Raw genomic sequence first — 14,390 nt, 5'->3', positions numbered from 1 at the left:
AGTACCATTATACCACGAAATCAAACGATAATAAACATAAAAGAAGTACACACAAAACAATACCTTGTGTAGGTTTTCAAAACCATTATTCCCCCACATTTTTCCGTGATTCCAATCTTCGTTCTTTCGTTTATTTTTTAAAAACAGTATAAAACGAAAGTTAATGAAAATAATTATTGAAACAAACGAAAATATATAATAAGATATAAGTGTGAAGAAATAAAAGGTGATTTATTAACGGAAGGGGATAGTTTAAATGAAAATTGCTATTGGTAGTGACCATAACGGATTTAATTTTAAAGAAGAAATTAGAGGGTTTTTAGCTGATAAAGGGTATGATCTCGTGGATTATGGGTGTCATTCTTGTAATGCAGTGGATTATCCTGATGTAGCCTTTGATGTGGCTCAGGCCATCTCAGAAGGCAAAATAGATCGGGGGATTTTAATTTGTGGAACCGGCATAGGAGTGGCTATTGCAGCAGGTAAATATCCGGGAATCCGCGCCGCACTTTGTCATGATACTTACTCTGCTGAAAGAGCGCAATTAAGCAACAATGCCCAGATTCTCACGATGGGAGCTCAAATCATCGGACCGGAAGTTGGGAAAAAAGTGGTCGAAGCTTATTTGACCTCCCATTGGGCAAAAGGATCTGAGCGTAAAGTGAATAAAATCAATGATAAAGAAAAAGAGTTCGTCAAACAATCATTGCAAGAGGTTACCGGGAGCGATAATTAAAATAGGAGGAACTTTCTAATGCACAAATTATCGTTAGATTTCCTGAAAGTTACTGAAGCTGCTGCTGTGGCATCCTTACCGTGGGTGGGGACCGGGGAAAAAAACTCCGCAGACGACGCTGCAACTACTGCCATGAGAGAAATGCTTAATCAAGTAAACATGAATGGGACGGTTGTTATTGGTGAAGGAGAATTAGATGAGGCACCAATGCTGTATATTGGTGAAAAGCTTGGTAATGGCAGTGAACCAAAAATCGATATTGCAGTGGATCCTATCGAAGGGACGACTCCAACAGTTAATGGCCAAGGAAACGCAAATGCAGTAATAGCTGCGGCGCCCAAAGGGACGTTGCTTCATGCTCCTGATATGTATATGGAAAAAATAGCTGTGGGACCTAAAGCTATAGGCAAAATAGATATAGATGCACCGCTTATCGATAATATCAAGGCGGTTGCTTCCGCGAATGGGAAAAGTTTAAGTGAGTTAAATGTTTATGTGCAGGATCGAGATAGACATAAAGGGTATATTGATACCATCCGCGAGGCAGGTGGAAAAGTTCACTTATTTAGTGAAGGCGATGTAACCTATTCTATTGCCACATGTTTAGAGATAGGTAACGTGGATATGGTTATTGGAATCGGCGGTGCTCCTGAAGGCGTGGTTTCAGCGGTTGGAATTAAGTGTTTGGGAGGAGAAATGCAGGCGAGGTTGCTGCCAAGGAACGAAGAAGAAGCTGACAGGTGTAGAAAAATGGGCTTGGCTAACCCTGAGACTGCTCTCCGACACAATGATTTAGTCAGTTCTGATGATTGTATTTTTGCTGCTACAGGCATCACAGAAAATATTTTATTAAATGGAATCAAAGTTTCCCCAGAAGGCAATTATCTTGTAAATTCCGTCTTATTAAATGGTGAAGATAAACAACTTCGCTTTATTGAAAGTCTATATTTAAAAAATAGGATTGCGTGATTATTTGAAAAACAGGAGGTAGTAGAGTGGAATTTTTCTTAGACACTGGAAATATAGAGGAAATAAAAAGAATCAGTCGCCTTGGCTTGGTCGACGGTGTAACTACCAACCCAACGATTATTGCAAAAGAAAACAGAGATTTCAAGAGCGTTATCCAGGAGATTTGCAGTCTTGTTGAAGGACCTGTTAGTGCAGAAGTGATTGGACTTACTGCAGATAAAATGGTAGAGGAAGCGTTGGAGATCGCAGGATGGGCTCCGAACGTAGTGGTTAAGGTTCCTATGACTGAAGCAGGTTTAGAAGCAGTCAATCGATTAACTAAAGAAGGTATTAAAACGAATGTTACCTTGATTTTTACAGCAACACAAGGTTTAATGGCAGCGAAAGCAGGTGCTACTTATATCAGCCCGTTTGTCGGTCGTTTAGATGATATTGGAACAGACGGACTGGAGATGGTGAAAAACTTAAAAAGTATATTAAATAACTATGAGTTTGATACCAAAATCATTACAGCGAGTGTACGCAATATTTCCCATGTGGAACAAGCTGCAGCAGCAGGAGCAGATATAGCGACTATACCAGGTTCTATACTTCCGAAATTGTGGAGCCATCCCCTTACTGATAGTGGAATTGAACGGTTTTTAGCAGATTGGGAAAAGGTCCCGAAATAATAAGGAGGTTTAACGTTGACTATCACACACCTGGATATTGATCTATTGACAGCTAACACTTTAAGAATGTTATCGATAAATATGATAGAAAAAGCTAGTTCAGGGCATCCCGGTCTCCCGATGGGAGCAGCCCCAATGGCCTCTGAATTATGGTTGAAGCACATGAATCATAACCCGGCAAACCCTAACTGGTTTAATAGAGATCGTTTCATTCTTTCCGCTGGACATGGTTCTGCACTACTCTACAGTCTGCTTCATCTTACTGGATATGACTTACCAGTAGAAGAATTGAAAAACTTCCGTCAATGGGGAAGCAAAACACCTGGACATCCGGAGTACGGCCATACCCCAGGTGTAGAGGCTACTACAGGTCCTCTAGGTCAAGGAGTTGCTATGGCTGTAGGAATGGCTATGGCAGAAAATCATTTAGCCGCCAAGTTTAATAGAGACGCTTTTCCTGTTATTGACCATTATACCTATAGCTTATGCGGAGATGGAGACATCATGGAAGGAATCTCTCATGAAGCTGCCTCTTTAGCAGGACATCTGAAACTTGATAAATTAATTGTTTTGTATGATTCCAATGATATCTCTTTGGATGGGGATTTAGACCAATCCTTCTCTGAGGATGTGGCATCACGCTATGAATCATATGGCTGGCAAGTGATCAGGGTTTCTGATGGTAATGATTTAAATGAAGTTAATGCAGCTATTAATGAGGCAAAAGGGAACGACCAGCAACCTACCTTGATCGAAGTGAAGACAGTTATCGGTTACGGCTCTCCGAACAAGGGGGGGTACTTCTGCTGCTCACGGTGCTCCATTAGGGGAAGAAGAAGTAGAGATAGTGAAAGAAGCTTATGGTTGGGAACACGAGGAACCTTTCCATATTCCTGAGGAAGTTCAGAACAATGTGGAAAACTTCCGCCAGGAGGCACAGGAGAAAGAACAGAAGTGGAATGACCTTTTTGAAAAGTATGAATAGGCATATCCTCAATTAGCAAAAGAACTGGGTCAGTCAATAAAAGATTCCCTTCCAGATGATTGGGATGCTGAGATACCTTCCTTTACTACAGAAGATAATCAGCTTTCAACTAGAGATGCTTCCGGTAAAGTATTAAATGGAGTAGCACGGAATGTTTCTACATTCCTCGGTGGATCTGCCGATTTAGCGGGTTCAAATAAAACAAAAATAAACGATGATAGTGACTATTCAGCAGGAAACTATAGTGGAAGGAACATCTGGTTTGGAGTTCGTGAATTTGCTATGGGAGCAGCATTGAATGGTATGGCTTTGCATGGGGGAGTTAAGGTATTCGGTGGTACTTTCTTCGTATTCTCTGATTACTTAAGACCTGCCATTCGACTTTCCGCCCTAATGGAGGTACCAGTCACCTATGTTTTTACACATGATAGTATTGCTGTAGGGGAAGATGGACCAACACATGAACCAGTAGAACAATTAGCATCTTTACGTGCAATGCCTGGCTTGTCTATCATTCGACCTGCCGATGGAAATGAAACTGCTGCTGCTTGGAGGTTAGCGTTAGAGAATAATAGCCAGCCTACAGCGCTTGTCTTGACTAGACAGGGCTTGCCGATTTTGGAAAATACAAATAAATTAGCTTATGAAGGTGTTAAGAAAGGTGCTTATATAGTAAGCGAAACATCTTCAGACGTACCTCAAGGTATATTGCTGGCTTCAGGTTCTGAAGTAGCGCTTGCCGTCGAAGCGCAAAAAGAACTTGAAAAAGAAGGTATATTTGTAAATGTTGTCAGCATGCCAAGTTGGGATAAGTTCCAGGTTCAATCGCAAGAATACAGGGAGAAAATACTTCCTAAGTCAATTAAAGCAAGACTAGGAATCGAGATGGCATCATCTTTCGGTTGGAGAGAGTATATCGGAGAAGAAGGAGATGTTCTATCGATTGATAAATTTGGGGCATCAGCTCCGGGTAATACAATAATAGAGAAGTATGGATTCACCACAAAGAATGTGGTTGATAGAATGAAAAAAATACTAGAAAACTAGAAGGTAGCAAGGGGTTGAACTGTTGGAATGGTTCAATCCCTTTTTGTTGCTATGGTGTCTGACCCCACTGCATTATCGTGCTGAATAATGGCGAACATCAAGGGTTTAATCCTCTTGGCGTTAGCATTTTTGCCCCTTTGCAATAGTATATGTTCCTATTAACATGTAAGAGTGTTTATGATTGAAGGAAGGTGGTCTTCTTTAATCATAGCCAGGTTAAGCATGGCTAACCTGGCGAAATAACCGATAAAGATATTTATAATAAGTTGCTCTTTTCCACTCTATCTTTCGCTCAGAAAAACTACTATCCCACTGGTCCCCTCAAACGTATCTATTTTCTTAAGTTGACGGGCTATGGGGTCAGGTACCACAAAAAAGCTCTAATTATTAATAATATGTAAAGGCATACAATTATTTTCATAAGGTGGTAAAATAAGAGGAGAAGCATCAAGATATTACATAAAAAAACAATAGGAGAGGGAGATGTGAGAGTGAGAAAGAATCAAAAGCAATGGTGGCTGCGATCGGCACTTGGATTCGGACTGGCAGCCTCTGCGGTATTGCCTTCGACCGTCATGGCGGATACGGATGAGGATGTCGTCGATTTACGATTGATGGAGACGACGGATTTGCACAGCCATGTGATGAACTATGACTATTTTTCCGGAGAGCAAGATGACACAGTCGGTCTCGTCAATACAGCGACACTGATCAACAGTGCAAGGGATGAAGTTTCCAACTCTATGTTATTTGATAACGGGGATTTGATTCAGGGAAACCCGATGGCGGATTATGTAGTAGATAAAGAAATCCTTGATGAAGAAGGGAATATTCACCCTGTTTACCAGGCGATGAACCTTCTGGATTACGATGCAGGGAACTATGGAAATCATGAGTTCAACTATGGGCTGGATTTTCTGGACCAGGCGATCTCAGGTTCTGAATTCCCATATGTGAATGCGAATGTGTATAAAGCGGATAGTGAGGAGAACTATTTCGACCCCTATGTCATCCTTGATCGCGAGGTAGTGGACCAGGACGGAGAGACACATACAATCAAAGTAGGAGTTATCGGTTTCGTCCCACCGCAAATCATGACATGGGATCAGGACAAGTTGGAAGGGCATGTGACTACTCGTGATCTGAAAGAAACAGCGGAAAAATTCCTTCCGAAAATGAAGGAAGACGGTGCTGATGTAATTGTCGGGATTGCTCACTCTGGTCTTGGTTCGACGGATGAATATGTAGAAAGAGCGGAAAACCAGACTTATCAGCTTTCTACAGTCAAAGGTTTTGATGCCTTGTTATTCGGGCACTCTCACCAAACTTTCCCAAGTCAGGATTACGCTTCCCTTAATGGTAAGCATAATATTGATTTGAGTACAGGTACCATTAATGGTGTTCCTACAACTCAGGCAGGTTTTTGGGGTTCTGACTTAGGAATCATCGATTTACAGCTGGAAAAAACAGATGGGGAATGGGATGTCGTTGATGGACATTCAGAAGCACGTCCAATCTATGATTCTGAAACAGGCGAATCATTGGTTGAACCGGATCAAGAGGTTGTCGATGTTGTTCAGCATGATCATGAAGGTACGAAGGATTATGTAGCGACTCCTGTCGGGGAGACAGAAACACCATTGTACAGCTACTTTTCCCAGGTGCTGGATGATCCAACCGTTCAAATCGTCAACGATGCGCAGAAGAGTTATATTGAAAAGTATATTCAAGGCACAGAGTTGGAAGGATTGCCGGTACTTTCCGCAGCCGCGCCATTCAAAGCAGGCCGCGACGGTGTCAGTGATTACACCGACATTCCTGAGGGTGGTTTAGCGATAAAAGACACGACATCGCTTTACAAGTATCCGAATACAGTAAGAGCTACGAAAATAAATGGAGCTGAAGTCATCGAATGGCTCGAGTGGAGTGCAGGTCAATTCAATCAGATTGACCCAGGAGCAGAGGAAGCTCAACAGTTGGTGAAAGAAAATACAAGCACAGAGCCAGGTTTCCCAAGCTACAATTTTGATGTCATTGACGGACTCACTTATGAAATTGATGTAACAGAACCAGCGCGTTACAACAATGAAGGTGAAAAAATCAATGATAGCAATCGTATCAAAAACGTGGAATTCAATGGTGAACCGATCGATCTTGATCAGGAATTTTTAGTAGCAACAAACAACTACCGTGCTTCATCCAAATTTGCTAATCCAGATGGGGACAATGTTGTGATTGAATCCCCTGATGAAAACCGCCAAGTGCTTGTTAATTATATCCGTGATAATGGAACGATCAATCCACAAGCAGATGGTAACTGGTCTTTTGCTCCGATTGAAGAAGATGTCACTTTGACATTCCGCTCCTCTCCTGAAGGACAGGAGTATGCCGAAAAGGAAGAGAACATCACTTATCTTGAGACTCAATCCGATGGTTTCGCTCAGTATTCGATTGATTTGACAAATACAGAGCAAAACGTATCTTTCCCTGATGTACCAGAAGACCATTGGGTTGCGGATAAGATTAGCGCATTGGCAGCAGATGGGGTCATCAAGGGTTATCCGAATGGTGACTTCGGACCTGAGGACAAATTGACTCGTGTTCAATTCGCAATGTTGCTGACAAGAGAATTAGGATTAACAGCAAAAGGAGAAAGTCCTTTTGAAGACGTTCCGGAAAAATATCAGGAAGAAGTGGCAGCAGCCTTTGAGAATGGTATCGTAAATGGTGTTTCATCCGACCGCTTCAATCCTGACGCTCTGATTAATCGTGAACAGATGGCAGCGATGGTTGTCCGGGCTTACGAATATAAAGCCGGCGAAGACTACGATCCGTCCGGTGATGTGCCGTATGAAGATCAAAATCAAATCCGTATCGGTTTTGTTGATGAAGTGACCGCTGCTTATGAGCTTGATCTCATGATTGGAGTCCCCGGGAATAAATTTGCACCAAAAGGAACTGCAAGTCGAGCGGAAGCGGCTACGGTCGTTTATCGCTTGCGATAAATAACGAAAGAGGGAGAACCACTACGTGTTCTTCCTCTTTTTTTAGTGCCTGACCCCCGCTGCGTAAGAGAACTAAAGGATAGCTTGTGCGGTGATGTGTAACTGGATAGCAGGAACCTGATCGTGTTTTTCTCTATTTTATGGAAAGAATGGAAACTATAAATATGATAGACTACCAATATATGTATTAGGAGCGTAAAGATAAGAAAAGTCAATCGCTTTTACAGAAGGGAGGGTATTTCATTCATGGAAATTCTTTTTATATTTCTCAATATTATCGTTCCTGTGTTCCTCTTGATAGGGGTAGGAGCGGTATTGCACAAAACATTCAAACTGGACCTCTTCACCTTAGCCAAACTCAATATCTATTTTTTGAGCCCGGGATTTGTGCTGGTGAATCTCTATCATTCTTCCTTTTCCCTCGACTTACTGGGAAAGGTCCTGTTGTTCTTTTCTTTATTCATTGTTCTGCTTTATATCGTCGTCCAGTTGGTCGCATGGGTTGGAAGGTATAACAAAGGAGTCCGAGGAGTCTTTACAAATAGTGTGTTGTTATATAACTCGGGGAACTACGGAATTCCGGTCAATGACTTGGCATTCAAACAAGATCCCTTCGCTGCGACAATCCAAGTCATCGTGATGACCTTGCAGAATGTGTTTTCTTATACATATGGTGTTTTTTCTTTACGAGCAGTGGATGAAGGGAAAGCAAGGGCAATGATTGGTCTCTTGAAGATGCCAGCCATCTATGCGATGACAATCGGGATTCTCTTGAACGTGGGGAACGTAGACGTGCCGGAGTTCATCCTGAAACCTGGGGAGTATGTAGCGGACGCCATGATAGGAATCGCTTTGATTACACTAGGCGCCCAAGTGGCCCAGCTTACCATCCAATTAAAACTGGTGGTCGTTTATATCAGTCTATTCATCCGGTTGCTGCTTGGGCCTGCTTTGGCTTTCGTGCTTATTTGGATTTTAGGGTTTGACGGAATCCTGGCTCAGGCTCTGTTGATTTCCTCAGGGATGCCAAGTTCCGTGAACAGCGCGATCATCGCCCAGGAATACCGCAGTGAGCCGGATTTAGCCGCTCAAATTGTGTTAGCTTCGACTGTTTTTAGTATGGGAACGGTTACGATGACGATCTATGCTGCTCAAATTTTGTTTTGATTTAATCTTTTGTGCTTATCTGCCGAATTAAAAGAAGGTATGGTTCCTCATCGTGTAGAGAGGAAAGAGGTAAAATTGGTTCGCGCATTTTCTCTATCTTTATTGAAAGAAAAGAACTATACATATAATAATTATCAGTTAGGTGGGAGCGCATGGATAAGAAGAAAATAAAGAATATAGCTTTCATTCTTTTAGTTGCAGGCCTGGCTATTTATGCAGGAACCTTACATATGAAACTCAATTCCTATCATCAATTCGTGGAAGGGGCGGAATATACACCTGCATCAATTTTGCTGGATGAAGATTATACTTTTTATTCAATGAATGGAATTATTAAAGAATCGATAGAGAAAGAAGAAATAAGTAATGAAACGCTTTCTATCCTAAAATCGACTTATTGGAATGTAAGGGAGCATTTTCAAAGTTTATCCAATATGGCAGAACAGTTGGAAGGACAGGAGGTCAATTGGAATCATTTCTTTGAGCAAATTTCTGAAATTATTTATACCCTGGAAGACATGGATAGCAAAAACGATGGGAGTAGTAAAGAACTGAATGAAGAGCAACTTGATTTTTTCCAGGAAGTTTTAGTTTTCAACGATGGAATGTACAGCGTATTCGAAAAATATGAATCTGTTCCGAATAAGGAGCGTAAGGACTTCGATCGTGATTATTGGGTCGATTACGTAAAAGATGTTGAACGAGAAATGAATGGGATTGTGGTTAGAGGCCGGGACTAGTCAGGAGGTTGGTTATGAAAAATATCCTGGGACTGTTGCTTCTGTCGGTGATGATAGGTTGTTCTGAGGGACCTACAGCAGGTTCTTCTAGTATCCCTCATCAAATCGGTGAGCCGAACGACCAGTCCCAATTACCAGATTACAGGGATTGGACGGCGGAAGAGATTTATGAACAGACAGAGTATGAGGCATTTACAGGGGAATTCTTCAAAGGGTTATTTACACACAACACTCTCTTTATGAAAAAGCCAGGGGAGAACGTTGGTTCATATGAAGCTTTTCCAGACCAGACAGCCAGAGTCCAGCTTGTTGAACGAACGGAGGATTTGGGTAAGGTTGAACTGGTGGAAGAGAAGGTTCTCGAAAATGGAGAAAAACTGTCTGGTGAGCTGCCAGAGAAAACGGGCGTCCTTTATACGTATAGCCAGGAAATTTTAGGTGACGGGGAACAGGTTCTCGATACAGATGTTGTTATCTATTATGTTCCTAAAGAAGAAATGAATGCCAGGATGTATGTCGATCATTCTAGCTTCTCCAAAAATACACATTGGAAGTGCATGTAGATAACTGGGGACCAACCATCCTCGAGTTCGGCAAGCCCTTTAATTTGCAGAAGTTTACCAACAATAACTGGAAGGATGCTATTGGAGACATGGCCTTCGAATCAATCGGATACTCTCTTCATCCTGATAAGACTTATACACAGGAGATAGATTTGAGCAGGTGGGATTTGGAGCCAGGAAAGTACAGGATTATCAAGTCGTTTGGTGCGCAAAATACCGATCTAGAAGCGACTTTGGGAGTAGAGTTTGAGATTGAATGATTTTTATTTTGCAAGATTGAGGAAACCGGACAGATATAGATAAACTAACAGTAATAAACAGAAAAAAGAGTCTACCTCTGGGAATAAAGGTAGACTCCATATGTAAGAGAAGCCCGAAAACTAGTTACAGAAATTTGTTAAGCTCCCACTAATCTTTTGTATTATGATCCCAAGAAGTTTTATAGCCAGTATTTAAGGCATCCGCTATAAACAATCGATTTTTTTGGTTCTTTAAAATTTTTCGGTGGATACTTTCAAGGTCGAATTGCTTTTCAATACGCTGTTGGAAAATGTCGATTAGTGGTTGAAACTCTTCCTGTTCTGACAAGTTATTGATTTCGAGGGGATCTGCTTCTACATCAAACAGTAAGGGGGCCTCATCAAGAACCTCCACATACTTGTAAGAATCTTTTCTAATCATGATCATGGGCTTGACTGGTCCTTCCCCGTAATATTCACAAATCGCTTCATTCTTCCAATCCTTAATTTCCTCTTCTCTTAACATGGAAGCAAAGCTATCCCCATCCATCTCTGCTGTTAATCCTTCCTTATCTTCCACATCAGCAAGGTCCAGGATTGTCGCTGCCAGATCAACAAGGGAGACCACTTGAGAAGCTCTTTGATTTTGAAGAAACTGATCGGGTTTGGATATAACCAAAGGAACCTTAGCGGCTGGATCATAAAATGTACGCTTAAACCACATTCCATGTTCGCCGAGCATCTCCCCGTGATCGCTCGTTACCATGATTATTGTGTTATCCATCATATCTAAGCGTTCTAGTTCATGGATGATTTGACCAACTTTATGATCAAAATAGGTGACCATTCCATAATAAGCTCTCCGGTTATTATAAATTTCCTCCTCTGTTAGTTCACAAATATCGCGTTCGTGGTGTTTTTGGATCCATAGATTAAAAGGATGCATATCTTCAGGAGCTTCTTCTGGAACTGCAGGCATAGGGATATCACAACCTTCATACCTGTTCCAATATTCCTCAGTTATGACAAACGGGTCATGCGGGTGGAAAAAGGATGAGCATAAAAAGAAAGGGCGTTGATCCTCTGTTCGTTTAAAGGTTCTGATTTGTTCTAAAGTCCGGTGAATGACCTTTTCATCATAATCAATATTATTATTAAGCTCCTCAACTCCTGCTTTCTTCAAGCGTTTAACCCCAGTACCCGGGTTGTGATATACTCCTTTCGACCAATCTGGCGTCAAGTCAAAATCTGGAGTGTGAATTTCGTCAGTTATTCGCTTCTCAAAGCCATGAAATTGATCCGGTCCTATAAAATGCATTTTCCCAGCAAGAACCGTCTCATAGCCACTTTTTCGCAAATGATGTAAAAAGGTGGGGGTATCCGAAGAAAACTCTGAGCCGTTATCAAATACATCAATACTGCTCACATGCTGCCCGCTAATGAATGAAGCTCTGGAAGGGGCACAAATAGGTGAATTGCAATAGGCATTGTCGAACGTTACGCCTTTTTCCACAAGCTTGTCTATATTAGGTGTTTGGACTGAGGGATGCCCCAATGCGCTAATGACGTCTGGGGCAAGTTGATCAGCCATAATCAAGACAATGTTTGGATTTTTTTCTCCTTGTGGTTGCATATATTTTTTCCTCCTAATGTATTTTAGTTTAGGTCCCAACCCTTGACTATATTAGGTTTTGGTAATGAATTAAATTTCAGGTTGTTTAATTGGGGAAGGGGACCTCTATTTAACAGTTTTATAGTTTGATTGTTTACACCTTCCTTATTATTCCGATAAACCTGAGGCGGTAACGATTCTATGATAGGCGTTGCGACCAAGTGTTCCTTCAGGCATCTTCCATGGTGCGTCATGGTAGAGTCGTTCTTCTTCCAACTCTTCTATTTTATCTACTGATCCTTCCAACCAGGATTCTAAGCGGTGTTCGGCAGTCTTCAGCCGTGCAATTACACCACCGTAACGGATGTCGAGCACTTCCCAGCCAAAAGGTTTATTAGTTAGGAACCATAGCTTTCTGTGTTTGCATCTTTGTTCATCCACTCTTGATAACAAGGTGTTAAGCTCGCATTTCAATGTCTTCAACTTTTTCACATTCTTTTCGTCATATGCTTGTTTTAATTCAATGCCAAACTCCGCTTTCAAACGCAGTGTATTAGCTAGTGATAGATAAAATTCAAATAATGGCTTCCACTGTGAGTTTCTATCAACTGCGGTTTGGAGGCGTTCAGCAAGCTGGCTATAATGATTATTCAGACTCAGGCCTTCTATGTTGGCATCATATAGACCAAGCAACACATCCTGCCAGAGTAAAAATTTTGAGGGATGCGCTTCTTTCAGGTTATTTTCCATGACCCCGGGAGTCTCGTCAAACGCATTCAGAAGATAAAAGTCTTCCCACCTACCTCCCGTACAAAAGTGAAAGCGTTCCTCCAGACGGGTTTGATCGACTTCTTCATTGTAACCATGCTCAGCGAATAGCTGCAGAGCGGCAAGTGCAGACTGAATAGGTGTTTCTGCGCCGTTATCCCCCCACATCGTGGCAAATACCTCTTTCACCCCTTTATTCTTACAAGCCTTGAGGGCTGCATGAGTGGTCGTCATGGCAAGTCCATAATTAGGCGCGATACCATTCCACGTCCACACCCCACCTGCAAAAATCGGATCCTCAGTTCCGAGGGATTTATGTTTTTCTATAAATTGCTCATAAAAGGACTGGTCGGTATGGTAATAGTCCCAGTACACAAGATGCAGGCCTTGAGGGATGGACTCCAGTACAGAGGATGGGATAATGGAATCAAGATCATAATAACTCCCGTTTTTAGAACCGAGCCTAAAGTACATATCACTCCAAATCATAGGTTTAAGCTCTAACTGCTCCGTAATCTCGACTACTTGCTGCAAGTGGGAGTTCATGATAGAGAAACGATCCTGGTAGCCGTTTCTCTCTAAATATTTACCAAGACCAAGGGAGTGGGCTTCGTCCATTCCAATATGGATGCGGGAAGAACGGAAAGGTCGGCTGGCTGCATGGATCATGGCTTTAATAAAACGATAGGTCTCCTTTTCCCCGACCAGAAGAATATCGTCCGTATCGCGAATATGCGTTGTATCATTCCATTTCAAAGCTTCCTTCAGGTGAGCGAGTGTCTGTATACACGGGATGACCTCGATGCCAAAATGATAAGCATAGTCGTCAAAAGCTTTTAATTCATCTTCGGTGTATCTGCCGCGCATGTAACCGAAGTAGGGGTATTCTTTTACCTCGTATGTATCTTCCGAATAAAGCATCACTGTATCCAGACCCATCCATGCCATTTTTCGGAGAATGAGGTGAAGTTGATCGACTTTCAATACAGCATTCCTTGATACATCAATCATCACCCCGTTCATTTCAAATTGTGGGAATTCACGTTTGAAAAAGGTCTGGTGCGCCTGATAAGCTTCCACCCACAGCCCTAAAGCTCGAAAGAAATGAATGGGCTTTTCATATTTAATCTGTCCCTCACCGTCTTCACAAGAGATTTCAATGGGACCGTTATGCTGGATAATTTGGATAGGTAATCCGTTATTATGCACATCAATCCCGAGCTCCTCACACAAAATGGATAGACCGGTTTCCAAGTGGGCAGTATTTCCTTTAAAGTTCAACTGCATATCATAACCCCTCCTTATTTTTTTATCATTCTGCCGTAGATACCAGGGTGAGAATCCTCGATCACCTGGGCATTAAACTTTTGTTCATAATAAGGAATCGTTTCATCAGCGACCCAGCCGATGATGGTATAGGCGTAACCTGCTTCCCGCATTGCAAGCAGGCATTCCCGAGTCAGAACCTCCCCGATACCTTTTCCTCGGTATGGCTCTGAAACTCCCACAGGTCCAAAAAAGCCTTTGGCAGTCGCATCGTAGCAGGCAAAACCAATAACCTGTTGATCCTTGACAGCAATAAAACAGGATACAGGATAATCTGTGAAAACGCTTTGTGCCTCATTTGCCCAATATTCATTGAATTGATGATGTACGTAATCAGTAAGTTCTTTACGGTCTAATGAAAGAGGGCGCTTAATAGTTATCCCTTCTTCTATTAATATATTTAAGGTGTTTATGTGATGGTGGTCATACTTTTCTAAATCATACAGTTTGACTAATAAATCTGCGTCCATTTGATTTCCTCCCTATATTAGAATCCATAATCCCACACAAAAACAAATCGGCTTTCGTTGTTTTTTACTTTATCAACTTTTTTAGGCAGAGT

11 protein-coding genes and 1 pseudogene are annotated in these 14,390 nt (G+C 41.8%); 9 read left to right on the top strand and 3 right to left on the bottom strand.

The genetic code is table 11. The annotated features are described in order from the left end of the window. The first annotated feature begins 256 nt into the window (after nucleotides 1–256). The 9 genes and pseudogenes from rpiB to BMZ58_RS20995 all read left to right on the top strand — a co-directional run bounded on the left by rpiB (nucleotide 257) and on the right by BMZ58_RS20995 (nucleotide 10,143). Nucleotides 257–736 carry a ribose 5-phosphate isomerase B gene (gene rpiB / locus BMZ58_RS05495; RefSeq protein ID WP_075035542.1) on the top strand — a complete coding sequence of 160 codons (480 nt, stop codon included), beginning with the start codon at nucleotides 257–259 and terminating at the stop codon, nucleotides 734–736. Nucleotides 737–754: 18 nt separating this feature from the next. Continuing rightward, nucleotides 755–1,705, top strand: coding sequence for a class II fructose-bisphosphatase (gene glpX, locus BMZ58_RS05490; protein WP_075035541.1), 951 nt, complete (start codon nucleotides 755–757; stop codon nucleotides 1,703–1,705). 26 nt (nucleotides 1,706–1,731) lie between these two features. Next, nucleotides 1,732–2,376 carry a fructose-6-phosphate aldolase gene (gene fsa / locus BMZ58_RS05485; RefSeq protein WP_075035540.1) on the top strand — a complete coding sequence of 215 codons (645 nt, stop codon included), beginning with the start codon at nucleotides 1,732–1,734 and terminating at the stop codon, nucleotides 2,374–2,376. 66 nt (nucleotides 2,377–2,442) lie between these two features. Further along, nucleotides 2,443–4,408, top strand: a pseudogene (gene tkt, locus BMZ58_RS05480) (transketolase). 491 nt (nucleotides 4,409–4,899) lie between these two features. Continuing rightward, entirely contained in the window at nucleotides 4,900–7,413 is a 2,514-nt protein-coding gene (locus tag BMZ58_RS05475) for a bifunctional 2',3'-cyclic-nucleotide 2'-phosphodiesterase/3'-nucleotidase (RefSeq protein WP_075035642.1), read from the top strand. Nucleotides 7,414–7,659: 246 nt separating this feature from the next. Next, complete coding sequence (locus BMZ58_RS05470) at nucleotides 7,660–8,580, top strand: AEC family transporter (protein WP_075035539.1); 921 nt, start codon at nucleotides 7,660–7,662, stop codon at nucleotides 8,578–8,580. 152 nt (nucleotides 8,581–8,732) lie between these two features. After that, the gene (locus BMZ58_RS05465; protein ID WP_075035538.1) at nucleotides 8,733–9,320 is read left to right on the top strand and encodes a hypothetical protein; all 588 of its coding nucleotides are present in this window, start codon (nucleotides 8,733–8,735) and stop codon (nucleotides 9,318–9,320) included. Between the two features lie 14 nt (nucleotides 9,321–9,334). Next, nucleotides 9,335–9,883 carry a hypothetical protein gene (locus tag BMZ58_RS05460; RefSeq protein ID WP_075035537.1) on the top strand — a complete coding sequence of 183 codons (549 nt, stop codon included), beginning with the start codon at nucleotides 9,335–9,337 and terminating at the stop codon, nucleotides 9,881–9,883. After that, nucleotides 9,874–10,143: an immunoglobulin-like domain-containing protein gene (locus tag BMZ58_RS20995; protein WP_167360029.1), complete on the top strand. Its 270-nt coding sequence runs from the start codon at nucleotides 9,874–9,876 to the stop codon at nucleotides 10,141–10,143. Before BMZ58_RS05460 ends, BMZ58_RS20995 begins: the two co-directional genes overlap by 10 nt. A 148-nt stretch (nucleotides 10,144–10,291) precedes the next feature. Here BMZ58_RS20995 and betC read toward each other — a convergent pair whose 3' ends face one another. The 3 genes from betC to BMZ58_RS05445 all read right to left on the bottom strand — a co-directional run bounded on the left by betC (nucleotide 10,292) and on the right by BMZ58_RS05445 (nucleotide 14,298). Further along, nucleotides 10,292–11,755 (bottom strand): choline-sulfatase, encoded by a 1,464-nt coding sequence (gene betC / locus BMZ58_RS05455; RefSeq protein WP_075035536.1) that lies wholly within the window; start codon nucleotides 11,753–11,755, stop codon nucleotides 10,292–10,294. Between the two features lie 147 nt (nucleotides 11,756–11,902). Beyond that, on the bottom strand, nucleotides 11,903–13,789 hold the full coding sequence (locus BMZ58_RS05450) for a beta-N-acetylhexosaminidase (protein WP_075035535.1): 1,887 nt from the start codon (nucleotides 13,787–13,789) through the stop codon (nucleotides 11,903–11,905). Between the two features lie 14 nt (nucleotides 13,790–13,803). Then, on the bottom strand, nucleotides 13,804–14,298 hold the full coding sequence (locus tag BMZ58_RS05445) for a GNAT family N-acetyltransferase (protein WP_075035534.1): 495 nt from the start codon (nucleotides 14,296–14,298) through the stop codon (nucleotides 13,804–13,806). Nucleotides 14,299–14,390: the final 92 nt, after the last annotated feature.

The organism is Halobacillus dabanensis, from assembly GCF_900114165.1.
Lineage (GTDB): Bacteria > Bacillota > Bacilli > Bacillales > Halobacillaceae > Halobacillus > Halobacillus dabanensis.
This window is presented reverse-complemented; position numbering and strand designations above follow the sequence as displayed.

Coding starts and splice junctions, on each gene's coding strand:
- rpiB (WP_075035542.1), top strand. CDS start 257: ATGAAAATTGCTATTGGTAGTGACCATAACGGATTTAATTTTAAAGAA.
- glpX (WP_075035541.1), top strand. CDS start 755: ATGCACAAATTATCGTTAGATTTCCTGAAAGTTACTGAAGCTGCTGCT.
- BMZ58_RS05470 (WP_075035539.1), top strand. CDS start 7,660: ATGGAAATTCTTTTTATATTTCTCAATATTATCGTTCCTGTGTTCCTC.
- BMZ58_RS05465 (WP_075035538.1), top strand. CDS start 8,733: ATGGATAAGAAGAAAATAAAGAATATAGCTTTCATTCTTTTAGTTGCA.
- BMZ58_RS05460 (WP_075035537.1), top strand. CDS start 9,335: ATGAAAAATATCCTGGGACTGTTGCTTCTGTCGGTGATGATAGGTTGT.
- betC (WP_075035536.1), bottom strand. CDS start 11,755: ATGCAACCACAAGGAGAAAAAAATCCAAACATTGTCTTGATTATGGCT.
- BMZ58_RS05450 (WP_075035535.1), bottom strand. CDS start 13,789: ATGCAGTTGAACTTTAAAGGAAATACTGCCCACTTGGAAACCGGTCTA.
- BMZ58_RS05445 (WP_075035534.1), bottom strand. CDS start 14,298: ATGGACGCAGATTTATTAGTCAAACTGTATGATTTAGAAAAGTATGAC.